21 protein-coding genes are annotated in these 24,303 nt (G+C 35.3%); 2 read left to right on the forward strand and 19 right to left on the reverse strand.

All coding sequences use genetic code 11. From position 1 onward, the window contains the following. Positions 1 to 18 precede the first annotated feature (18 nt). The 6 genes from rsmA to tkt form a co-directional block, all read right to left on the reverse strand. A complete protein-coding gene (rsmA, locus tag J4O15_RS12630) occupies positions 19 to 897 on the reverse strand; it encodes a 16S rRNA (adenine(1518)-N(6)/adenine(1519)-N(6))-dimethyltransferase RsmA (protein WP_208101014.1) in 879 nt (292 codons plus the stop codon). Between the two features lie 36 nt (positions 898 to 933). Beyond that, the gene (locus J4O15_RS12635; protein WP_009218973.1) at positions 934 to 1,719 is read right to left on the reverse strand and encodes a TatD family hydrolase; all 786 of its coding nucleotides are present in this window, start codon (positions 1,717 to 1,719) and stop codon (positions 934 to 936) included. 32 nt (positions 1,720 to 1,751) lie between these two features. Next, positions 1,752 to 2,423, reverse strand: coding sequence for a TraX family protein (locus J4O15_RS12640; protein WP_208101015.1), 672 nt, complete (start codon positions 2,421 to 2,423; stop codon positions 1,752 to 1,754). A 68-nt stretch (positions 2,424 to 2,491) separates the two neighbouring features. Further along, positions 2,492 to 4,456, reverse strand: coding sequence for a methionine--tRNA ligase (metG, locus tag J4O15_RS12645; RefSeq protein WP_208101016.1), 1,965 nt, complete (start codon positions 4,454 to 4,456; stop codon positions 2,492 to 2,494). Between the two features lie 100 nt (positions 4,457 to 4,556). Further along, on the reverse strand, positions 4,557 to 5,006 hold the full coding sequence (locus tag J4O15_RS12650; RefSeq protein ID WP_009218976.1) for a MarR family winged helix-turn-helix transcriptional regulator: 450 nt from the start codon (positions 5,004 to 5,006) through the stop codon (positions 4,557 to 4,559). Positions 5,007 to 5,215: 209 nt separating this feature from the next. Continuing rightward, complete coding sequence (gene tkt, locus J4O15_RS12655) at positions 5,216 to 7,207, reverse strand: transketolase (RefSeq protein ID WP_208101017.1); 1,992 nt, start codon at positions 7,205 to 7,207, stop codon at positions 5,216 to 5,218. Positions 7,208 to 7,450: 243 nt separating this feature from the next. Here tkt and rpmB point away from each other — a divergent pair, with 243 nt between their 5' ends. Then, a complete protein-coding gene (rpmB, locus tag J4O15_RS12660; protein ID WP_007592637.1) occupies positions 7,451 to 7,636 on the forward strand; it encodes a 50S ribosomal protein L28 in 186 nt (61 codons plus the stop codon). A 69-nt stretch (positions 7,637 to 7,705) separates the two neighbouring features. On the opposite strand, the gene fsa is transcribed toward rpmB, so the two are convergent. From fsa to J4O15_RS12710, 10 genes are all read right to left on the reverse strand, one after another. Then, the gene (gene fsa, locus J4O15_RS12665; protein ID WP_009218978.1) at positions 7,706 to 8,356 is read right to left on the reverse strand and encodes a fructose-6-phosphate aldolase; all 651 of its coding nucleotides are present in this window, start codon (positions 8,354 to 8,356) and stop codon (positions 7,706 to 7,708) included. Positions 8,357 to 8,437: 81 nt separating this feature from the next. Continuing rightward, a complete protein-coding gene (locus J4O15_RS12670) occupies positions 8,438 to 9,490 on the reverse strand; it encodes a hypothetical protein (RefSeq protein WP_208101018.1) in 1,053 nt (350 codons plus the stop codon). 88 nt (positions 9,491 to 9,578) lie between these two features. After that, on the reverse strand, positions 9,579 to 10,124 hold the full coding sequence (locus J4O15_RS12675; RefSeq protein WP_009218980.1) for an HdeD family acid-resistance protein: 546 nt from the start codon (positions 10,122 to 10,124) through the stop codon (positions 9,579 to 9,581). Beyond that, the gene (locus J4O15_RS12680; RefSeq protein WP_009218981.1) at positions 10,124 to 11,458 is read right to left on the reverse strand and encodes a tetratricopeptide repeat protein; all 1,335 of its coding nucleotides are present in this window, start codon (positions 11,456 to 11,458) and stop codon (positions 10,124 to 10,126) included. The genes J4O15_RS12675 and J4O15_RS12680 overlap by 1 nt, the downstream gene beginning before the upstream one ends. A 1-nt stretch (position 11,459) precedes the next feature. After that, complete coding sequence (locus J4O15_RS12685; protein ID WP_009218982.1) at positions 11,460 to 11,600, reverse strand: hypothetical protein; 141 nt, start codon at positions 11,598 to 11,600, stop codon at positions 11,460 to 11,462. Then, complete coding sequence (locus J4O15_RS12690; protein WP_208101304.1) at positions 11,587 to 12,804, reverse strand: bifunctional folylpolyglutamate synthase/dihydrofolate synthase; 1,218 nt, start codon at positions 12,802 to 12,804, stop codon at positions 11,587 to 11,589. The genes J4O15_RS12685 and J4O15_RS12690 overlap by 14 nt, the downstream gene beginning before the upstream one ends. A gap of 1 nt (position 12,805) precedes the next feature. Beyond that, positions 12,806 to 15,448: a valine--tRNA ligase gene (locus tag J4O15_RS12695; RefSeq protein ID WP_208101019.1), complete on the reverse strand. Its 2,643-nt coding sequence runs from the start codon at positions 15,446 to 15,448 to the stop codon at positions 12,806 to 12,808. Positions 15,449 to 15,459: 11 nt separating this feature from the next. Then, positions 15,460 to 16,275 (reverse strand): hypothetical protein, encoded by an 816-nt coding sequence (locus J4O15_RS12700; protein ID WP_208101020.1) that lies wholly within the window; start codon positions 16,273 to 16,275, stop codon positions 15,460 to 15,462. Beyond that, positions 16,266 to 17,495 carry a DUF5716 family protein gene (locus J4O15_RS12705; RefSeq protein ID WP_208101021.1) on the reverse strand — a complete coding sequence of 410 codons (1,230 nt, stop codon included), beginning with the start codon at positions 17,493 to 17,495 and terminating at the stop codon, positions 16,266 to 16,268. Before J4O15_RS12705 ends, J4O15_RS12700 begins: the two co-directional genes overlap by 10 nt. Positions 17,496 to 17,555: 60 nt before the next feature. Beyond that, positions 17,556 to 21,113, reverse strand: a complete 3,558-nt coding sequence (locus tag J4O15_RS12710; RefSeq protein WP_208101022.1) for a DUF5717 family protein — start codon at positions 21,111 to 21,113, stop codon at positions 17,556 to 17,558. A gap of 202 nt (positions 21,114 to 21,315) precedes the next feature. Between J4O15_RS12710 and J4O15_RS12715 the strand changes: the two genes are divergently transcribed. Continuing rightward, on the forward strand, positions 21,316 to 21,843 hold the full coding sequence (locus J4O15_RS12715) for a DUF4364 family protein (protein ID WP_208101305.1): 528 nt from the start codon (positions 21,316 to 21,318) through the stop codon (positions 21,841 to 21,843). A gap of 22 nt (positions 21,844 to 21,865) precedes the next feature. On the opposite strand, the gene J4O15_RS12720 is transcribed toward J4O15_RS12715, so the two are convergent. The 3 genes from J4O15_RS12720 to J4O15_RS12730 are packed head-to-tail and all read right to left on the reverse strand — an operon-like array spanning position 21,866 to position 24,296. Next, complete coding sequence (locus J4O15_RS12720) at positions 21,866 to 22,576, reverse strand: ABC transporter ATP-binding protein (RefSeq protein ID WP_208101023.1); 711 nt, start codon at positions 22,574 to 22,576, stop codon at positions 21,866 to 21,868. A gap of 8 nt (positions 22,577 to 22,584) precedes the next feature. Then, positions 22,585 to 23,337 (reverse strand): ABC transporter ATP-binding protein, encoded by a 753-nt coding sequence (locus tag J4O15_RS12725; protein WP_009218990.1) that lies wholly within the window; start codon positions 23,335 to 23,337, stop codon positions 22,585 to 22,587. Further along, positions 23,337 to 24,296 (reverse strand): branched-chain amino acid ABC transporter permease, encoded by a 960-nt coding sequence (locus J4O15_RS12730; protein ID WP_009218991.1) that lies wholly within the window; start codon positions 24,294 to 24,296, stop codon positions 23,337 to 23,339. Before J4O15_RS12730 ends, J4O15_RS12725 begins: the two co-directional genes overlap by 1 nt. Between the last annotated feature and the right edge of the window lie 7 nt (positions 24,297 to 24,303).

Consider the following 24,303-nt stretch of genomic DNA (forward strand, 5'->3'; position numbering starts at 1 on the left):
TTTTTCCTTGTCAAAATTTTATATGCTATCTTTTAAATATCCTGCCAATTTTGCAAACTCCTCCAAAGAAAGAGCTTCACCTCTTATCTTTTCAGACTTTCCAAGCAATGACAAAGCGTGAATTATCTTCTCTTTTGAAAAATTAAATTCTCCGAAATTACCGATGGAATTTACTAAAGTCTTCCTTCTTTGATTAAATCCCGCCCGAATGATCTGAAACATTAATTTTTCATTATCTGCTTTGATAGGTTTCTCCTTGTAAATATCTAAGCGTATAACACTTGAACCGACCTTAGGTCTTGGAATAAAACAATTCGGCGGAACAAATGCTACCACATATGGATCAGAGTAATACTGTACCGCCAAAGACAATGCACCATAGTCCTTACCTCCCGGCAGCGCCCGCATCCTATCTGCAACTTCCTTTTGAATCATAACAGTTATACTGTCTATATGTATATGTGACTCCAAAACATTCATAATGATGGGGGTTGTGATATAGTATGGCAGATTGGCGACTATCCTTATATTTTCAAACTCACCGTATTTTTGTCTGCAATCCTCTATCAGCTTTTCCAAATCTATCTTTAGGAAATCCGCATTTATTATACTTATATTTTTATAATTTGCCAATGTTTCATTTAATATCGGCAACAAATTTTTATCAATTTCAATTGCAACCACCGCTTTTGCGGTATTTGCAAGGTATTGCGTAAGTGAACCGATGCCCGGCCCTATCTCAATAGCAAGGTCATTTCCCCCAAGACCTGATGCCGGACATATCTTATCTAAAACATGAGTATCTATCAAAAAATTCTGTCCGAATTTTTTTTGAAAACTAAAATCATATTTTTTGATTATCTCTATAGTATTTGCCGGATTAGCAATATTTGTCATTTCAATCTCCATACCACTTTATCATAATGAAAATCCTCATTTCATTTTCGGATATAATCTTTGGGCATTTTCAAGTGATTTTTCTATTATAAACTCTCTTGATACACCCTTTATCTGTGCTACCCTGTCTATGATATAAGTTAAATTCAAGGATGAATTTCTCTTACCTCTATTGGGTACCGGTGATAAATACGGACAATCGGTTTCCAGTACAAAATCCTCAAATGAGATCTCATTTAGAGTTTCTTCAAGCTTTTTTGCATTTTTAAATGTAATCACACCTCCGATGCCAAGTACATATCCAAGTTTTATAAACTCTCTTGCCATTTCTTTGCTGTAAGAATAGCAATGTATAACTCCCCTTACCCCTTTAAACTCCTTTAAGATATCAAGGGTATCCTTTGCAGCATCCCTTGAATGAATAACTACAGGGAAATCATGTTTTTTTGCCAACTCAAGCTGTGCTCTGAAGCATTTTTTTTGTAAAAACTCTTCCGGCTCATCATAGTAATAATCAAGTCCTATCTCTCCGATAGCCACAACCTTTTCTTCTGAAAGCATTTTTTCAAGTATTAAAATGTTTTCTTCATTTATTTCTTTGGCTGAAGACGGATGTATTCCAACAACCGCATAAACAAATGGATATTCCTTTGATAATGCAATGCTGTCTTTAGAACTTTTCATAGAAGCTCCGATATTTACAACTCTTTTAATACCGGCATCTTCAAAACTTCTTAAGAGTTCATCCCTGTCTTCATCAAATGCCTCATCATCATAATGGGCATGTGTATCTATTATATATAAATCTTCTTTTTTGTCCATGTAATATTTTCTTAAAATTTACGTAATGTTTTTTATTGAAGCATATGCTTAGCAAAAAACAAAGCCAATAAATGTGCGGGATAAAACAGATAAAATAAATATTTTAAGTCTTTTCCCTTTTTCCCATTGTACATATTTATAGGTATAAGGCCGAAAAAAGCTGTAGGCTCAAAGGCAAAAATAATTGCAGCGGATATATTCCTGTATATTATTCTCTCTCTGAAAAAATACATAGCCGCTACAGCCAGTACACCAATATACTCATAGTCGAATTTTAAAAACCATGCTATAAAACATGCCGCTCCGACAAAAACAACACCAAACTCCTGATACTTTCTGATACAACAAAGCATTATCATACATATAAGAAGTTCCCACATAACATTTTGATGATATATATCAAATACGGTATTATAAAATGCCAAATCAAAGGGGACTTCCGATATAAGCGCAAATAATGCAATTCTAATTATATATTTTTTTATGTCCTTTGTGTGAACAAATCCTTCAACAAGTAAAAATACATATATAGGGAAGGCAATTCGCCCTATCATTCTGGAAATAAAATATAGTCTTGTAGACATACCGGCATCAATCAATAAAAAAATCAAACCGCTTGCCGCTATATGGTCTATAAGCATTGTAAGCATCGCAATATATTTTAATACTGCGGAAGAAAAAATCTTTACATTTATTTGTTTCAATGCCGCCTCCTTAAAATTATTAAGGTTTTAAATTGGGGAATGCAAAAAAGCATTCCCCCCGTCTATATCTATGCTATTTCAGAACCCGGTTTTATATTTTTCTCAGGTGATACCAAAACTGCATTTCCCTCATCATCCTCTGCCATAAGTATCATTCCCTGACTTTCAAGTCCGGCAATCTTTCTCGGTGCAAGATTTGTTACCACCAAAACCTGCTTTCCAACCATCTCTTTTGCACAGTACCACTGTTTAATACCGCTAAGAACCTGTCTAATTGTATTTCCGACTTTTACCTGGGAGCATAAAAGCTTCTTTGACTTTGGAACTTCCTCACATTTTATTATCTGTCCGACCTGTATCTGTAGCTTTGCAAAATCATCATACTCAATTATATCTTTTGCTACTACATCTACTCCTTCTATCTCTTCTTCACCCTTTGTGCCGCCAAGATTTAAAGCTTCCACCTGCTTTAATACCTCTTCTATATCAAGTCTCTTAAAAAGTATATCTGATTCTTCCACTACCTTTGTACCGCTCATAAGAAGACCGAATTTATTCATATCCTCCAAGCTTCTCTTATTTGTTCCGAAGCTCTCAAGAATCTTCCCTGAAGTTTCAGGCATAAAGCTGTATAATAGTGAAGCTCCTATAGCTATTGATTCCGCCAAATTATAAAGTACTGTTTGAAGTCTTGATTTTTTATCCTCTTCCTTTGCAAGTATCCATGGTGTGGTCTCATCAATATATTTATTACATCTCTTAAACAATGTCCATATTTCGGTTATGGCATCAGCCACACGAAGCTCCGACATCTTCTTAACCGCTTTCTCAACAGACATAAGTACCACATCTTTTAAATCCGTGTCTATTTCTGTAGCGCCCGCAACACTTTCATCCTTTGTATCTGTCAGCACACCGTCAAAGTATTTATTACTCATGGAGATTGTTCTGCTTACCAAATTTCCAAGTACATTTGCAAGGTCGGAATTAAATCTTTCCACCATCAAATCCCAGCTTATAACACCGTCATTATCAAAAGGCATCTCATGCAAAACAAAGTATCTTACTGCATCCACACCGAAAAAATCCACCAAGGTGTCGGCATATAACACATTACCCTTTGATTTGCTCATTTTTCCGTCACCCTGTAAAAGCCATGGATGACCGAATACCTGCTTTGGAAGCGGAAGATCAAGAGCCATTAAGAATATCGGCCAATATATTGTATGGAATCTTATAATATCCTTTCCTATAAGGTGAAGATCTGCAGGCCACAGCTTTTTAAATCTTTCACTGCTCTCACCGTCCACATCATAGCCTATACCTGTGATATAGTTTGAAAGCGCATCAAGCCATACATAGGTAACATGCTTCGGATCAAAATCCACAGGTATTCCCCATGTAAAGCTTGTTCTGCTTACACAAAGATCTTGAAGTCCCGGCAACAGGAAATTATTCATCATCTCATTTTTTCTTGAAACAGGCTGAATAAACTCAGGATGTTCATTTATATGCTTAATAAGTCTGTCGGCATATTTACTCATCTTAAAAAAGTAAGCGTCTTCCTTTGCCGGATAAACATCACCGTGACAGTCGGGGCATTTGCCGTCCACCAGCTGGGAATCCGTAAAGAATGATTCACAGGCAGTACAGTACATACCTTCATAAAATCCCTTATAGATATCCCCTTGATCATAGAACTTTTTAAATATCTTTTGAACCTGCTTTTTATGGTCATCATCTGTAGTTCTGATAAATTTATCGTATGATGTATTCATCATATCCCAGATTTTTCTAATCTGTCCTGCTGCATTATCTACATACTCTTTTGGAGTGATTCCTGCTTCCTTTGCTTTGTTTTCTATTTTTTGACCATGCTCATCTGTTCCTGTCTGGAAAAAAACCTCATGTCCTTCTTCTCTTCTGAATCTTGCTATAGCATCAGCCAATACTATTTCGTATGTATTGCCTATATGCGGCTTTCCTGAAGCATAGGCGATGGCAGTTGTTATATAATATGGTTTCTTGCTCATTTATTATTCCACCTTCTTATTTTTGTTGTATATTTAAAACCGGAGAAATATCTTCCCCATAATTTTTAAAGATAATGCATTATATAGCTGCATGCATTTTCTAATCCATTTTTTTCTTAATCCATGTATTTACTTTGCGTAAAGCACTCATCAATATGTCCAATTCCATATCATCCAAACCTTCAATCATGGAATTAACCATTGCATCATATAACTCTTCATTTTTTATAAATGCCTTTTCTCCTTTTTTGGAAAGATTTACAAAAACCACTCTCTTATCCTTTTCCGACCTCTCCTTTATAACATAGCCTTTTCTGACCAGTCCGTTTATTGAAATCGTCAAGGTTCCTATAGTGACTGCCAATTCTTTGGCAATCATCGACATATTCTTTTTTGTATTCATTCCTATTGCACTTATTACATGTATATCATTATTCGTCAAATCCTTAAATTCTGAAGTACTTAATACATTTTCTTCATACTCAAGTATATCATTAAACAACTTTACAAGGATTATTTTAAACGCCTGTGAATCTTTCAAAATGCTCATCCTTTTTCCATTGAATACAAAAATCCAATGCCTAATTTATCAAACAAGTATTATACTAAATTTATCAAAGAATATCAAGACAGCAAGTATAAGAGCATATCAAGCAGTAATATCAGCTTGCAGTTTGGATAGTGTATATCTAAACTGTAACAATACTTGCTTAATAATATAAAAGCAGATATAGAAAATCTACATCTGCTTAAAATCAATTATTGATTAAACACTTCTTTTGCAATCGCTACAACATTTTCCTTTGTAAATCCGAATTTTTTAAATAATAAATCCTGTGGTGCGGATGCTCCGAAAGTATCCATAGAGATTACTCTTCCGTCAAGCCCTGTATATTTATCCCATCCAAAGCCTGATAAAGCCTCTATTGCCACTCTCTTTCTTATCGCTCTCGGAAGTATTTCCTCCTTGTATTCCTTACTCTGTGCTTCAAATATGTCCATACATGGCATACTTACAACTCTTGTGGCAATGCCGTCTTTTTCAAGCTCCGCCGCGGCTTCAACAGCTAAAGAAACCTCTGAACCTGATGCTATCAATATCATATCAGGAGTATTTCCAACAGCTTCTTTTATAATATATCCTCCCTTAAGTGCAGCTTCTCCACTTCCTGCAAGCTGTGGCAGATTCTGTCTTGTTAAAACAATGGCTGTAGGTGTATTCTTTGATTCCATAGCCGCATACCATGAAGCTATAGTCTCTCTTGCGTCAGCCGGTCTGAAAGTATTGAAGTTTGGCAGTGATCTGAGCATTGCAAGCTGCTCTATAGGCTCATGTGTAGGTCCGTCCTCGCCTACTCCTATGGAATCATGTGTAAATACAAATATTGTAGGTATATTCATAAGGGCGGATAATCTTGCCATAGGCTTTGTATAATCACTGAATACAAAGAAGGTGGCACAATATGCTCTAAGTCCTCCATGGAGCAGTATACCGTTTGTAATGGCGGTCATTGCAAATTCTCTTACACCGAAATGTATATTTCTTCCGGAGAAATCATCTTTTGAAATATAAGACTCTCCACTCATCACGGTTTTATTTGAAGGTGAAAGATCGGCAGAACCTCCTATAAGATTCGGGAATATATCCTTTAATCTGTTTATAATGCTTCCCGAGATATTTCTTGTAGCCGCAGGTGCATCATCCCACGCCCAAAACTCATCATTTTCCATCAAAGAAGCATCTGTCTGTGAATAATAATTATCCCATTTCTTTGCATCCTCCGGATACTTGTTTGCATACTCTTTAAAGAGCTTATTCCACTCTTCTTCAACTCCTGCATTTTTTTCATTTATAGCCTTAAAATTATCATATACATCTGCATCAACCTTAAAGCTTTCCTCAGGATTAAAGCCGAAACCTGATTTAAGTGTCGCCAAAGCTTCACTTCCCAAAGGCTCTCCATGTACTCCGGCCGTTCCCTGCTTTTTACCGGCACCATATCCTATTACAGTATTTATTTTTATAAATGAAGGTCTGTTCTTATCGGCCTTTGCCTCCTCTATTGCCTTTGCAATCTTTGTAAGATCATTTCCGTCATCCACCTCTATTGTCTGGAATCCGAAAGCCTTCATTCTCTCCACTACATTTTCTGTAAATGCTATATCGGTACTTCCCTCAATGGATATTCCATTTGAATCATAAAAAACTATAAGCTTTGAAAGTCCGAGTGTACCCGCAAGTGAAAATGCCTCTGATGAAATACCCTCCATCATACATCCGTCACCGCCAAGAACATAGGTATAATGATCCACAATATCAAAACCGTCTTTATTAAATACAGCTGCCATATGTGCCTCAGCTATAGCCATTCCTACCGCCATACCCATGCCGGCGCCCAATGGTCCCGTAGTAGCCTCAACACCCACGGTATGTCCATATTCAGGATGTCCCGGAGTCTTTGAGTCCAACTGTCTGAAACTCTTTAAATCATCCAGGCTCAAATCACCATATCCAAACAGATGAAATAAAGAATACAAAAGCATGGAGCCATGACCTGCAGATAAAATAAATCTGTCTCTGTTTTTCCAATCCGGATTTTTAGGATTATGTTTCATATGATGTGCAAAAAGCTCATAGGCAATCGGTGCCGCTCCCAATGGCAGACCGGGATGACCTGACTTTGCCTTCTCAATACCGTCTGCACTCAATACTCTTATCGTATTTACGGACTTTATGTCAATATTACTCATTTGTACGCTCCTTTTTTACATAACAATTTATTTACAGTTCATAAAGATAATCAAAAATCAGCCTGAACTCATATCTTTTTTATTCTACCACAATATAATAAATTATAAAATGTCTTGCAAATAGTATTTTTCTTTGGTAAAATGTATCCGTTATGGATTTTGCACGGGTTTTTCCCGATTGTGATGAAGTCCAATCCAAAATAATTATAATTCCTTATAATTAAACTCAAAGGAGGTGTAACCGTGGCAAAATGTTCAATATGCGAAAAAGCTGCTCATTTTGGTAATGCAGTAAGCCATTCTCATAGAAGATCCAACAAAATATGGAAGGCTAATGTTAAGTCCGTTAAGGTCAAGACAGAAGGTGGATCTAAGAAGATGTATGTATGTACTTCATGCCTTCGTTCAGGTTTTGTAGAGCGTGCATAATTTATATTAGAGAATACGTATTTTCAAACACAAAAAAGAGCCGTCAGAGGCTCTTTTTTGTTTAAGATTTTATTTTAATGATTTCTCATAATCCGCTATAAACTTCTCAATACCCACATCTGTAAGAGGATGATTAAGCATTGACTTAAATACGGAATATGGTATGGTTGCAATGTCCGCTCCCGCCTTTGCACATTCAAGTACATGCATATTATTACGAACGGAAGCCGCTATTATCTCTGTCTCTATACCGTGAATCTCAAATATTTCCACAATATCATCTATTAAAGAAATACCGCTGGTTCCCACATCATCAAGTCTTCCAAGGAATGGGGAAACATAGCTTGCACCTGCTCTGGCTGCCAAAAGAGCCTGCAATGGGGTGAAAATCAAAGTACAGTTTGTAGCAATACCCTCTTTAGAAAGTACCGCAATCGCCTTTAAGCCCTCGGAAGTCATAGGGATCTTTACAACCATATTTTTATGAATCTTAGCAATTTCTCTTCCTTCAGCTACCATATCCTCAGCCTTTGTAGTGGTAGCCTTAACCTCACCGCTTATAGCCCCGTCTACAATATCTGTGATTTCTTTGATAACATCCTCGAATTTTCTTCCGGACTTTGCAACCAATGACGGATTGGTTGTAACACCTGCCAACACGCCCCAGGCAGCAACCTCTCTTATCTCATCCACATTTGCAGTATCAATAAAAAATTTCATAACTACACCTCGCATATATTATTTATTCTATTTTACCACTTTTGTGTATTATTTCAATTTGTTTTATATATAATATTTAAGTTATCTTGCAGGAATAATCCATTTCCAAACCCCATATTCAACAACTTCTCCTTTGCCGGAATAGATAAAATATAGATAATCCGATATATCTGAACTTATTCTATAATACACCCTATTATCAAATTTCATTTTGGGTTCTCCAAGATATGATTCTACCCGGTCTTTCTTTAAAAATTCATTATCTTTTGGCAATAGACCTAAATTATACAGCATCTCACCACCATCAAAATCTCCTTTTCCCGGATGTACCGAAATTTCTGTAACAACAACCTCCCCGGAACCGTTATTTTCAGCATTCAGCTTAAATGAAGTATAGCTGTTCTCATCTCCATATGTATAAATTTTTTCTGAATTTTCACTTTCTTCTTTTCTATCCGGTTCACCATTTCTATATATCAAAAATTCTTCATCTGAACCCAGGCGTACACGATTATAAAATAAGCGGTCTGCATTAATTGCATTATTAAATTCCAGTACCTCGTGATAATATGATGAATTTGTCTTCATATACTCAAGATTAATGTCCTTTTTTATTAAATCTTCTCTGCTTATTTCATCAATCATTGTTCTTCCGGATTCCTCAGCATATTCTTTTGGAATAGATATATCCACCTTTACATAAGAAATATTTTCATTCCCAAGCATCAAAAGTAAACTGTTGTTAAATATACCTGTATCAAAATAGGGTGAATGATACAATGGGTTATCAGGAAGCTCAAGTTTTTTTGCCTTTTCAAATAATTCATCATACTCTAAAATAAGTCCATCTCCCTCTTTTGTGCTCTCTATTTTAGCATTCCTTAATTCCAAATAATCCGTCGGAACCGGAAGTTTACTTACTATTTCTTTGATTTTTTCACTATCGGTATTTTTGTCAATGTATAATTCTTTTAAATCTTCATATGGAAAATAACTTGTTTGTGTAGATACATCATTCTTATCATTTTCCGTTAAATTATTTTCCCCATCTTTATGTGAGGTGTTTTTACATCCAAATAAGATACAAGCGGCTAAGATTACTGTTAAATATCCATATACCTTTTTAAAATTCATATATTATACCCCGATTTAATAATAAAGAGGCTGAATTTTTCTTGTAAACAAGTTCAATTCATCACCTTTAATTTAATCTTTTATTTAATTATTTCAACTTTCTCTCCATCCTGTTTAGCCTGAAAAATCTGAAGATAGCTACCACAGCCTGTACTATCAATGATATTGCAATCAGCAATGATATATAGCTTGCGACAAATACCGGATTTATTATCACTGTAATACCGAATAGTATCTGTATTACAGCTATAATTATAAGCCTCTGTCCGATGTTTCTTTCAAATTTGATTACTCTCATTCCCATAAGCAGCTTACTTATGCCTATAAGTAAAAGCCATATACCTACAGCCACTATAATAGCGATAGGAAATCCAAGCGAATCTCCTGCAAGAAAATATATTCCGATAATGATGGAAACAATACCCTCAATCAATCTCCAGTTACTTCTGCCCTCTCTTTTTTCTGACAGATAAGCACTGATTTGTGAAACTCCCTCTATAAGCAACAGTACACAGAATATAATATTCATAGTATATGCTATAAACAGAGGATTTATTATCATATAGATTCCGGCAATTAAAAATACAATTCCTGAAAGAAGTGAAAAATATTTTATTTTGGAAATGCTGTTCATCAATAACCTCTCTCTTTCTTTGATTCATTTGCAAATTTATCATCAGGATAATTTGTAATAATTTCAGTAAATAAATTATTGGCTGTTTCCACATCCCCCATAGCCTTATATGACAATGCCTTCTTAAATTTAGCCTCCACAAAATCGGGCACTATTCTCAGTGCCGCATCATAATATCCTATAGCTCCGGCAAAATCTCCCGCATTATTTAAAGTCTCTCCTGTTGCAACCAAAAGCTTAGGACCTTCCTCTCTGATTTTTGGAGATATCTCCGTAAAAATTCCTGTTATAGATACCCCCGGACCATTGTCCACATCGGTAAGCTGTCCTACATCCAGAACCGAAAAAATTTCTGCGGCTTTAGTATAATTTTTTGCATCAAACTCTTTTATAATACCTGCAAAATAAACATATTGCAGCAATTTATAGTTCATATTCTCGGTGGATGTATTATTTACCTCCGTAAGCTTATTTACCTGTTCGCTTAAACTTTCATTTTCACTTTTTAAAGTTTCCATGGAAACATTGGTATCATTAAGTTTTTGTGATATTTCCACTATCTCTTTATTATGAGCATTGTTTAATGCCACCTTCATAGTGGGCATATACAAAAATACCATGGCACAGGCTCCTACTATAAGCCCTATACCTACATTTATAGCGGTAAACATTCCTGAATAATTTTTATAAATCTCCGTCACAGGCATGGCATTATTGTTTTCCGGCTGTTTGTTCTTTTTTACCGGTCTGCCTATAACCTTTAATTTTTCACTTCTTGCACTCTTTTCGCTTACAGGCTTTAGCTCATTCAGATATGTAATAGCCTTTATATTAAACTTATCTATTGCAAGCACCGATTCTAAAAGCCTTTTTGCCTCACCTGCCTTGCCCTCTCTGATATATAAGAGTGCAAGCAAAAGCATTGCCTTAACAAAATGCGGTCTTATATCCACGACCTGCTTTAATGTGATCATTGCCATATCATAGTTTACGGTTCTGATTTGTGAAATAGCCTTATTGTACTTTGAAATGGCATCCTGTGATTTCTCCAGATATGATGATTTGTTTCTAAGCTTTTGCAAATAACCCTGTGCAGGATTATTTATAGGATTGATATTTATACTTATAACCCATGAAATCAAAGCCTTGGTCTCTTCACCCATTTCAAAATGTATCAATCCGAAGAGATTTCTGGCATCCATATTTTTTTTGTTAAGCCCAAGTGCAATACTTAGCGCATTCAGTGCGGCAGACAGGTTCTTTTCTCTTGCAAGAGACAATGCCAAATTATAGTAACCGTTTGACATTTGCTCCAGATATCTTCTTCTCTTCATATCAGCCCTTTATCTGCTCTTTAAGCAATTCCATCAAAATATCGTTCATATCCGAAATATCACTTTTTGCAATGATATCCTCCACAGCCGAAATATCCGGTGAAGGTTTAAATTTACTTAATTCTTCTTCAAAATCTATCATATATTCCCTCTAATATTTCTCCCATCAAATATAATGAGCCTACACAAAATAAAATCTCATTGTCTTTTTTTTCTTTTTTAGCCTCATAAAAGGCATCCTTACTGTTATTATAACAATTTATCCTTGCCTGTCTTTTATTTTTTTCTAAAAGTATATTTAAGCTATTATAAAGTTCATCTGTACTGTTTGTTCTGTACGAATTTAAGGAGGTTATATAATATTTTTCCACATCCAACCTTAATGTAATAATATCAAAAATCTTTTCAACATCCTTATCCTTTACTACGGATATCAAAAGTTTGATTTTTTTATCACCTGATTTTATAATATCCGAAACATTATCAACAAATTCCAACACAGCAGGCTCATTATGTGCCCCGTCAATTATAATATCTTTTTCTATCTCTTCCATTCTGCCGTGCCAGACTGTTTTTTTTACAGCCGCCTCCATATTCTTCACATTTTCCGGTAATTGCCTTGCGGCAAGCATTGCAAGTGCAGCAGCTTTTTTCTTATATTTTATACGGCAAAAATCAAGGCTTTCATAATCAAAACTTGAAAGCTCTATAATTGAGGCATTTTCCTCTTTTGCCTTTTTTACTATTATCTCTTTGGCTTCTTTATTTGAATCATCAAAAATCACAGTAGAGTTTTTCTTTATAATACCTGCTTTTTCAAAGGCAATCTCTTTTATACTGTTTCCAAGATATTGCATATGGTCCATACCTATGCTTGTAATGATGCTCAAGCCGCTTTCAAAAACATTTGTTACATCAAGTCTTCCGCCCATGCCCGTTTCTAAAATCACATAGTCCGGATTTGAATTTGAAAAATAGACCATTGTAATATAAAAAATATATTCAAAATATGTAGGCGGATTTTTATTCCCCGATTTTTTTAATCTATCCCTTACATATTTTGAAATATTCTCAAGTTCATCATCACTTATAGGTATCATATCCAGCAATATTCTTTCATTAAGCTCTATCAAATGAGGTGAAATAAATGTTCCGACTCTCATTTTATTTTCTATAAGAATATTGCTTAGATATGCACATACAGAGCCCTTCCCGTTTGTGCCTGCAATATGTATCAGCTTCGGAAGTTTAACACCCAAAATGTCAATATTTTTTTTGACTTCCGAAAGAGAATTCTTTTTCTTTGCCCACATGGGAATACTCTCTATATATTCCTTTTCATTCATATCAGTCGGATAATCTTTCAAGCTGCTCTCTTACCTGTGAAAGCATTTGCTCATAATTTTCCAGTTTCTTTTTTTCTTCATCAATCTTTGCCTGTGGAGCCTTGCTTACAAATTTTTCATTTGAGAGCATACCCTTTGACCTTGCAACTTCGCCGATAAGTTTTTTTTCTTCTTTTTGCAGTCTTTCCACTTCCTTTTTGATATCTACAAGCTCTCTTAAAGGCAGACAGATGGATGCATTAGGTATTGCAACTCTTACTGAATCCTTTTCAACAGTACCGTCATCCGAATCAATTATCAGCTTATCAAGTCCTGCCAATTGCTTAAAGAAATCTCCGGCACTCTCAAATATATCCCTTATTTTTTCATCCTCACTTACCACAATGCCCTTTGCCTTATGTGAAGGTGGAACATTCATAGATGCTCTTACATTTCTGACAGCTCTTACAGCCTCCTTTATAAGTTCAGCCTTATTTTCATCATCCTCAAATTCATATTCGTGATTTTCTACAGGCCATGGCTCAATCATAACAGTCTTTGCATCTTCATTTATTGTGCAATATATTTCCTCCGTAATAAACGGCATAAAGGGATGTAAAAGCTTTAATATAATATTTAAAACATATGTAAGTACGGAAAGTGCGGTATCTCTGCTCTCATCCTCTTTATTCCAGAGTCTTACCTTTACCATCTCGATATACCAGTCGCAGAATTCCTCCCATGCAAAATCATATATCTTTGCAAGTGCAATACCAAGCTCATATTTATCAAGATTTGTTGTAACTTCCTTTACAAGTCTGTTTGACTTTGAAAGTATCCATTTATCTGAAAGCATAAGTTTTGAGCTGTCTATAGCCTCAGGCTTTGACTCTCCGATATTCATCATAATAAGTCTGGCGGCATTCCATATTTTATTGGCAAAGTTTCTGGCGCTTTCCACTTTCTCATAATAGAATCTCATATCATTTCCCGGTGCATTTCCGGTCATTAACATCATTCTTAGAGCATCAGCACCATATTTATCTATCACCTCAAGCGGATCAATACCGTTTCCAAGGGATTTACTCATTTTTCTTCCCTCGGAATCCCTTACAAGTCCATGTATAAGTACTGTATGGAATGGTGTTTTTCCGGTTTGCTCATATCCTGAGAATACCATTCTGACTACCCAGAAGAATATGATATCATATCCTGTCACAAGAACATCTGTAGGATAAAAATAATCCATTTCCTCGGTATTATCAGGCCATCCAAGTGTGGAGAAAGGCCAAAGCGCCGAGGAGAACCATGTATCAAGCGTATCCTCATCCTGTACAAGCTCATTACATCCGCATTTTGGGCAGCAATCAGGCTTTTGTCTTGCTACAACCAACTCACCGCATTTTGAACAGGTATAGGCAGGTATCTGATGTCCCCACCAAAGCTGTCTGGAAATACACCAGTCTCTTATATTCTCAAGCCAGTGCAAATATGTCTTTGCATAGCTCTCAGGTACAAACTTAAGCTCACCTGTTTCTATCGCCTTTATGGCAGGCTTTGCCATCTCATTCATTGAAACAAACCACTGTGGCTTTATAAGCGGCTCAACTACAGTCTTACATCTGTCATGTCTGCCAACATTGTGGCTGTGAGGCACCACCTTTACCAGCAGTCCCTCTTCTTCCAGATCCTTAACTATAAGTTTTCTTGCCTCATATCTGTCAAGTCCGTCATACTTACTTCCCGGCATATCAATAGTTGCATCATCATGCATTATATTGATCTCACCAAGATTATGTCTTTTACCTACCTCAAAATCATTAGGATCATGTGCAGGTGTTATCTTTACACAGCCTGTTCCAAACTCCTTATCAACATATTCATCTGCAACTACAGGTATCTCTCTTCCTACCAATGGCAAAATAAGTTTTTTACCTATAATGTCCTTATATCTTTCATCAAGCGGGTTAACAGCAACCGCAGTATCTCCCAAAAGAGTCTCAGGTCTTGTTGTGGCAATTTCAACAAACTTTCCTTCTTCTCCCGCAACAGGATACTTTATATGCCAGAAATTGCCGTCCATCTCTATATGCTCCACCTCGGCATCCGAAATAGATGTCTTACATACAGGACACCAGTTTATTATCCTGTTTCCCTTATAGATATATCCCTTCTCATATAATCTTACAAAGACCTCTTTTACAGCCTTTTGCCCATGCTCATCCATGGTAAATCTTTCTCTGTCCCAGTCAGCGGATGAACCCAGTCTTTGAAGCTGATTTATTATTCTTGTTCCATAGTCATTTTTCCAATCCCATGCCTCTTTTAAAAATCCCTCTCTTCCAAGTTCATGCTTATCCTTGCCCTCAGCCTTCAGTTTTTCTATAACCTTTACCTCTGTAGCTATAGCCGCATGGTCTGTTCCCGGCTGCCAAAGCGCCTCATATCCTGCCATTCTCTTATATCTTATAAGTATATCCTGCATAGTATTGTCAAGAGCATGCCCCATATGCAATTGCCCTGTAATATTTGGCGGAGGCATTATAATGGTAAAAGGCTTTTTATCCTTATTTACCTTTGCCTGAAAGTATTTCTCCTCCAACCATTTTTTATATATCCTGCCCTCAATTTTTTCGGGGCTGTATGTCTTTTCCAATTCCTTCATACTTACCTGCCTTACATCATATTTCTATAATCAGTTTTTAAACCGGTGATATATTCACCTATAAGCTTTTTCTTTTTATCTGTATCCTCCACCATAAAGATGGACTCTATATTTTTAACTCTTTCACTCTCACTTATACCGTCTACAGCTATATCAAAGGCTTTGCCCGCCTCCGAAAGCATTTCCGGTTTAAGCATTCCCGACATATCGTCTTTTTTCATTTTATCCGAAGGATCAAATATTCTTTTAAGGAAATACAATTCCGTTAAAATATGTTCATTATTTGTAAGTTCATAAGACTTTTTAAGAGCCTCATAGGCTTCCTCATACAAAAAAAGATTTGCATATACCACCCCAATATTGTGATACACACTGCCTATAAAACTATTGTCAGCCTTCTTTTCCATACCGAGTATTTCCAGATAATATTTCTTTGCCGGATCATATTTCCCTATATAAAACATATAATCGGCTCTCTGCTTTCCCACTTCCCAAACCGCCATTTTTTTAAGCTTTCCTACGGTATTTCTAAAAGTTATAGATTCGGCATTATTATATAAATCACATGAATCAATGATATATACTAAAATATCCTCATCATCCACTCCGTTTGATTTCTTTTTACTTAAATTATCCGCTAAATTCTCCAAATTTAAATCATTCCTGATAAAATCAAATAGGGTATCACTGACAATTCCCTCTGTAACTAAAATGGGATTTTCAAAAATTATATAGCACAGCTCTTCATAACTGTATATATCCAGAGATAAAACATCTATATGAAAAGGATTTTTTGCCTTAATAGGTTCACATAAAATCAATCCCATAAACTTACCTCAATGCTTCTACTTACATCCATAGCCGGATACATATCACCAAATCCGGCATCCGATATCTCCAAATTCATCGTCTTATTGCTCAAAAAATTTGTTTTAAAACAAATTCTTCTGGTTTTTACCGGTCTCTTAGGTAAAAAATCCAGTGAAACAGGGATGATTTTTTTATGCTTTCCGTCCACACTCACCACATGTATCTCTATCATCTCACTTTCATCCGGTATCAATAAAAGCTCTGTGCCCGGATCATCCCAAAAGTCCCCGACCTTACCAAGATAAACCTTACAACTTTTACCCTTGCTCTCCACATTTATAAAGACATCCGATTTTAATCTTCCCTCACAAGTAGCCGTTATATTATATATAGTACCACCACTTGCAAGGTCCACACCCTTAAAAGCGGCACCCTTTGCAAAAATATTTGTATCCAGATACACCCTGCCTCTGGAGCATAAAAATCCTATAAATCCGTCTGCCCACTCATGCTGAGAGAAAGCCTGACCTGTAAGGAAAATCGATGAAAACTTCTTTTTATCCATAACCTTTTCCGCAACAGAAGTCAAAATCTTATCTGCCAGTTTGGCACCTGAAGGATTATTCAGTATCTGCAAATTAAATGCCTCATCCATTGTTTCCGATTCCGCACTTACAAGCAGTTTTCTTGAATTTCTGTTTACCAGCATCTCATAATATGTAAGACTGACATCAGATAACTCAAACATACCCACTTTATTATTCCAAATATCCTTTTTTAATGAAAGCACAAAATAAATAAAGCTTTCTTCCTTACTTATGACATGTATATGGTTTGGCTGATATCCAAGACCTACAAATGCCCCTCTGATATCTTTTACTATATCCTCATCCAAACCCGTTATAGCTACCACTACTTCCTCAGGTTTTTCCTTATACAGTTTTTCCATACCGACATTTATTATCTCTCTAAAGTAGATTTTTAAAATATCCACTCCCTTGTATTTTATGCCGTCAATGGTTGCCACACCGTCTTTTCTTGTCAATTTTAATAATTTATCAGTGATTATCCCTTTTCCATCCAGTGCAAAGGCATAGGCATCTTCTCCTACCACCCAGGCATCCTCACCTTTTTTTTTACTTACTACGGTAGGGAATGTTATCGCCTCTTCATCAGGATAAAATATAAGACCTGTACTTGTATCCGATAAATCTATTCCAAGTACCTTTGGATTCATCGTTTCTCCCATTTTAGATATATATCAAATGCAAATAAATTTGCATTCCTTTCATATTTTTTATATCAGTGTAAATAAATTATCCACCAACTCATCTTTATATACAAATGCTCTCAGTTTCTCTTTTATTTCCTCATCTTTTCCTTCAGGCAATTCCTCCATATCATTTATAAGAATAAACCTGCTCTCACCTGCATTCTCCTCTTTGGTAAACTGAACACAGTCGGACACCGAAATTTTTTGCTCACCATCCGTATTTTCAATGATTTGATATTCCCAAATCTCATCTGCAAAGATTTTTTTATATTTTACAAAGATATTTTTATAAACATTTAAAAACTCTTCCTCTTCAAACTCCTCATTTAAAGGAAATATCCTTGACTTTAATATAATAGAATCCGTCTGCGCCTTATATTCCACAAAGGTGGATTCGAGTATCTCTCTGTCTATGGAAACAAATCTTGCCAATGCTTTAAAATAAGAAAATACCATTCCCATATCACAAAGATTTTTTACAATAAGCTCACACAGTCTTGTCTGCTTAAAATTAAGCTTATCTCTTTTGGAATAATACTTTGATAATGCCAGCATATAGATATTCGGAAATTCCTTCATATCATCCACATCACTGAGTCCGTCCTCAAGATATTCAAATACATCATCTTCCACTGTTTCATCATTCATAAAGAATAAATCACTCTTTATTGTAAAATATGCTCTGATAATAATATCCGTAACTCTTTTTCTCTCCGTATAAATACTGAAAGCCTCATCAAGATTCTGTGTTTGATTTGAAAAAAGCATTTGTATTAAGATTCTTTCCTCCAAATCATAGGTTTCAACATTCTTTTCAACACATGTTTTCAAGCAATCAAACATATCCACTGTCTTGCCGTTGTAAACCCTTGCAAGGAATTCCAAAGTTTTATCACTAAACTTACCTTCTTTATATAAATAAAAAGAAATAGCAGCCAGTATCTTGTTTTGCTTAAACTCCTCATCATCAATAGCTTTGGAAACAAGTCTGAGTAAATCATCTTTTTGAATATGCTCAATGCCGAATGACTTTATTATATTTATCGCTTCCTTTATATTTCCTGTATTCATAAGTGTATCGCAATACATAAAAATATCATCCTCATCAGGATTTATCTCACCTGTTTTACTCAGAAGCTTAAAATTCACCTCTCCGTCATGCAATGAAGCCTTCCAAAAGTATTCTATAAGCTTTGATAAAAGTTTATTTTTAAACCTGTAATCAATATCTATTTCATCCAATATACTCTCTATCAAGCTTACATCCCTGTCATCTATCTCTTCTCCTGCAGCAATCTTGCCAAGCATTTCCAGTCTGTACATATCATGATTATCTATTATCTCATATGATCTTTCCACAAGATTTTGCATATGGAATATCTTATCGACAATCATATTTTTAGAATAATACCTGTTTCCCTCACCATCCTCTATAAGAATTATTGCATTCTCAGAATAGAGTGCCACAAAGGATTTTTTATCCACCAGTTCATATCTTTTTTCACCGTTTAACTCCGGATATACTACAATAATAGATACCGCTCCATTATCAGGAACATAAATCTCATAGGAATTCATCAAAAACGGAATAATCTTTGCGAGTCTCTCATCTATATCATCCTCTTCAAGGATTCCCGAATATATATTTATCAAATGATCATCCATCTTTAATTTCATTGCATTATCAATTGTAAATATTTTTATTCTCTTAATAAACTCTCTATAAATCTCACTGTTATGAGGATAAAATTCTACTATATTTTCAAAGATTTTTACTTTGAAATCATCCGCCATTGAATTTATTCTTTCAAAATATTTTAAAACCGGCTCAGGCATGGGCAGATCATATTTTTCAGGAATGGAATAAATAAAATGTTCATATAGTCCGTCAATCACTATTCCCTTTTCAATACATCTTTCATACCATTCATTTACAAATCTCTTTTTTACTTTACCGTTTATAAATATCTCACATATATCGGAAAGTAATTCATTACTTGGCAATGCATTATATATTGAAAGTAAAATATTTAGTATTGCACCGTTTATCTTCTTGGTTTCTCTCACTACAGACAGGATTTTTCCCGATAAACTGATCGATATAAGATTATTTCTTATACCGAAGCTTAATGCCAGGACCTCAAATCTGCCGCATACTGTAAGCAACTGTGGATTTTTGCAAAGTAATCTTGCATACTCCATCATTAAAATCTTTGATCTGTCACCAAGTTCAAATGCTCTCTTTAAAAATTTCTGTTTTTCACCCGGATTCCCGGCAAGACTCTCATCCAAGTTTAATACTAAAACAAGTTCAATCACCGAATGATACTTCTTATAAAGGTCTTTTACAAGCTTTGTCAAATCCCTTATCTTTTCAGCATCCGGATACATATAGGTATCAAGATACTCCATAAACAGATATTCATCCCTTAATTCATGTCTGTTTTCTTTTACCTTTATATCGATACTGTTTACTATGGATTTTGCCGCAGCCTTATCTCCTTGCAGTAAATATATTTCAGCCTTTAATAATTTTACTAAAAAGCTTCTGTAGGTACTCACCGATAATCTGTCAAGTACGGCCAGCATCTTAAATATGATCTCATTTTTTTGAACCTTGTCATTACTCAGTTCATATTCAATTCTTAACTTTATATAGCTTATCCACTGCTTTCTTTCAAAAATCCTCGCCTCTCTTTGGTATTCCTTTTCAAGATTTTTATTTATTATGATTTCCAGATGCTTTTCATTTAATCCGCTTTTAAACTTGATTCCTGCAATATTCTTTCTGTTTTCCAATAAATCGGGATCAATGCCAAACTCAAACTCATATACATTATCTATGAAATCATCGTTTTTTATCTTATCGGTTTTTAATTTAATAAACGGAGCATTTGAATAAACATCTATATCTAAAAGCCCCCAATTTTCTTTATATATCTTTACAGTACAGCTTCTTTCTTCTTCAATTGCAGATATATTTATCTCATCCGATTCAAGCTGAAAATTAACAGCATCTTTATTGCCTGCCGCCTGTAAAAAATTTTCTAAATTTGATCTGAAATTGACTCCGTTACTTAGAGCTTCATAGATTTTTTGAAGTCTTAGATCTTTCATAAATCCGGCTTTTGTAAAATCTTTGTACATAAAAATAGCCAATGCAATATTTATATCTTCCTTTGCAATGACCATAAAATCATCCACAGTCTTTAGTGATTCCAAAACCAGTATTTTATCAGTATTTTTTGTATAGAAAACATAGGGTATCTCTCTTTCTCCGGCATTTGTGACCAAATTTATACTACCCTCTATTTTTTCTTCCGCATTAAGATTTCCGGAATTTATCTCCAGTACAATTTTGTTCTTTATTCCGGCAAAATTTGATTCCAATATCCTTACTCTAATATTGTCAGAATATGCAACACCCCTTAAAGGCACTTCATTTTCACTTCTTATTTCTATCTCAAAGCGAACGGATTCATCCACCTTTATAGGCATTTCTATATTACTTGGTTCACATACCAATACAGGTAATTCTTCTTCTATAATACCCTTTGCCAAACGATTGATTCGCTCTCTCATCTATACACCTCTTCTATAAACCGTATCCTACATTTTAGCATAAATAGCAATGAATTTCTATATCTAATCACAGGTTGACAAAGCCCTAAAATAAATTACCTAAAATAAATTACGGGCTTTATATTTTAATCCGTTCTCCATTTTGCTTTACAGAATATCGCATTTGTTGTAAAATCTTGTATATTAAACAGGAGGTCCGATGATGCTCTCAGAACCGATGACTTTATATAAATTAATGATACTTTATATGCTAAAGCAAGTGAAATTTCCACTTACCAATTCAAATATATCCGACTTTTTTGTAAGCAAGGAATATACCACATATTTTATAGTTCAACAGGCTCTGTCAGAACTTTTAGAATCAAATCTTCTCAGTGTGGAAAATATAAATAATAATTCAAGATATGAAATGACAAAGGAAGGCAAGGAGGCACTGTCATTTTTTGAAAAACAGATTTCCTCGGCTATTATTACCGATATCAATGAATTTATACAACAAAACAAATTCCGTATGAGAAATGAAGTTTCAACTACAGCCGAATACTATAAGCTGCCCGGAAATGATCTTATAGTACATTGCGAGGTGCTTGAAGGTAAGACACCACTTATAAATATTGAAATAAACTCTCCCGATGAGGAACAGGCTAATATAATGAAAAATAACTGGCGCTCATGCAGCCAGGATATATATCAATATATTATGAAAAGATTGCTTGGGGGCATGGACTAAAAAAGGACACATAGTGTCCTTTTTATTCGCCCAAATATGCCTTTTTTACACTGTCATCATTCATCAATGCCTTTGCATCACCGTCAAGTACTATATTTCCGGTTTCAAGTACATATGCTCTGTCGGCAATACCGAGTGCTTTTTTTGCATTCTGCTCCACCAATAATACAGTAGTTCCACTATCATGAATCTCTCTTATAATATCAAATATTTCATTTACATATAGTGGAGAAAGTCCCATAGAAGGCTCATCCATAACTATAACCTTGGGATTACTCATAAGCGCTCTTCCCATCGCAAGCATCTGCTGCTCACCACCTGAGAGTGTACCTGCCACTTGAGATTTTCTTTCAAAAAGTCTTGGGAATCTCTTATATATTTTTTCAAGGCTCTCTTCAATTCCTACCTTATCATTTCTGATATATGCACCTAGCTTAAGATTTTCAATAACAGTCAAATCTCCGAAAACTCTTCTGCCTTCCGGTACATGTGCCATACCAAGCTTTACTATATCATGAGCCTTTGTCTTTGTTATATCCTTGCCGTCAAATTTAATACTTCCCTCTTTTGCCGCAAGAAGCCCTGTGACAGTGTGCAAAATAGAAGTTTTACCCGCACCGTTTGCACCTATAAGTGCTACGATTTCTCCCTTATTTACCGTGAAGCTTGCACCCTTTACAGCCTTTATCATACCATAGTTCACGACAAGATTTTTTACATTTAATATTTCCATCGTTCCTCCTATTCTCCCAGATATGCTGTAATTACTTCAGGATTATTAAGTACTTCACTTGGTATGCCGCTTGCAAGCTCGGTACCGAAATTTAACACTGTCAACTTCTCACAGATACCTGCAACAAGTTTCATATCATGCTCGATCAAAAGAATTGTCATATCATACATATCTCTGATTTTTCTGATAGTGTCCATAAGTTCTTCAGTCTCATTGGGATTCATGCCGGCTGCCGGCTCATCCAGCAAAAGTAAAGAAGGACTTGTTGCAAGCGCTCTTGCAATCTCAAGCTTTCTTTGATCACCATATGGCAGATTGCCTGATAATATATCTCTTTTTTCGCCCAGTGAAAACACCTCGAGTATTTCCATAGCCAAATCATCCATCTCTTTTTCTTTTTTTGAGAAACCGAACATATGAGTCATGGAAGTTATAAGAGGGTATTTTACTTTCTCATGCAATGCCACCTTGACATTGTCCAAAACCGACATATTTGAAAACAGTCTTATGTTCTGGAAAGTTCTTGCAATTCCAAGATTATTTATCTGTGTCGGAGTTTTTCCGTTTATAAGATTCCCATTAAGTCTTATAGTACCTCCGCTTGGCTTATATACTCCTGTTAAGAGGTTAAAAACCGTAGTCTTTCCTGCACCGTTCGGACCGATAAGACCATATAACATGCCCTTTTCTATATTCAGATTAAAATTATCAACAGCCTTTAATCCTCCGAATTGTATTCCAAGATTTTTACACTCCAGCATTAATCCTCCCTTCTAAGCTTTCTGAAGGTTTTATTCATTGATAAGCTATCTTTAAATTTACTGTTATTAAATATCATCATTAAAATAAGTACTATTGCATACAAAAGCATTCTAAGATTATCCGCGCCTCTTAAAAACTCAGGTAAAACTGTAAGTATTATAGCGGATATTATGGAGCCCGGAATATTTCCCATACCTCCAAGTACTACAAATACAAGTATTTCAATAGATTTATTATAATCAAATATATTCGGCTTTATAATACCTACATTATGCGCATACAAAGCACCTGCAAGTCCGGCAAAGCCCGCCGCTATCACAAATGCGCTTACTTTATACTTACTTATCTTTATTCCTATGGATTCCGCCGCAATATCATTGTCACGAATAGACTTTATTGCTCTTCCGTCTCTTGAATTTATCAGATTTGAAATAAGCACAATACATATCACCATAATGATGAAAACAACCGTAAAATTATTATAATCGGAATATACGGGAATTTTACTGAGCCCCTTTGAGCCTCCTGTAATATCCAAATAATTTATAACGGACTTTATTATTTCACCAAAAGCAAGTGTTACAATAGCAAGATAATCTCCTCTAAGTCTAAGCACCGGCACACCGATTAAAAATCCGAATACCGCCGCCATAATACCTCCACAAATCAAAGCTGTTAAAAATGATAATGCCGGAGGCAAAAAACCTGTATTTATTGATATCAAAGCACTAATATATGCGCCTATTGACATAAATCCCGCATGACCGAGTGATAACTCTCCCAAAAATCCCGTTACCAGATTCAATGATACCGCCAGCATAATATTTACACATATAGGAACTATCAATGATTTATACTGTCTGCTGAGTATTCCTGAGTTTATCAATGCAAAAACCGCTGCATAGGCAAGTAACATTATTGCTATATTAAATATTGTTTTTTTATTTAATGCCTTCATACTACAC

The sequence above is a fragment of the Lachnoanaerobaculum sp. Marseille-Q4761 genome (assembly GCF_017565785.1).
Lineage (GTDB): Bacteria > Bacillota > Clostridia > Lachnospirales > Lachnospiraceae > Lachnoanaerobaculum.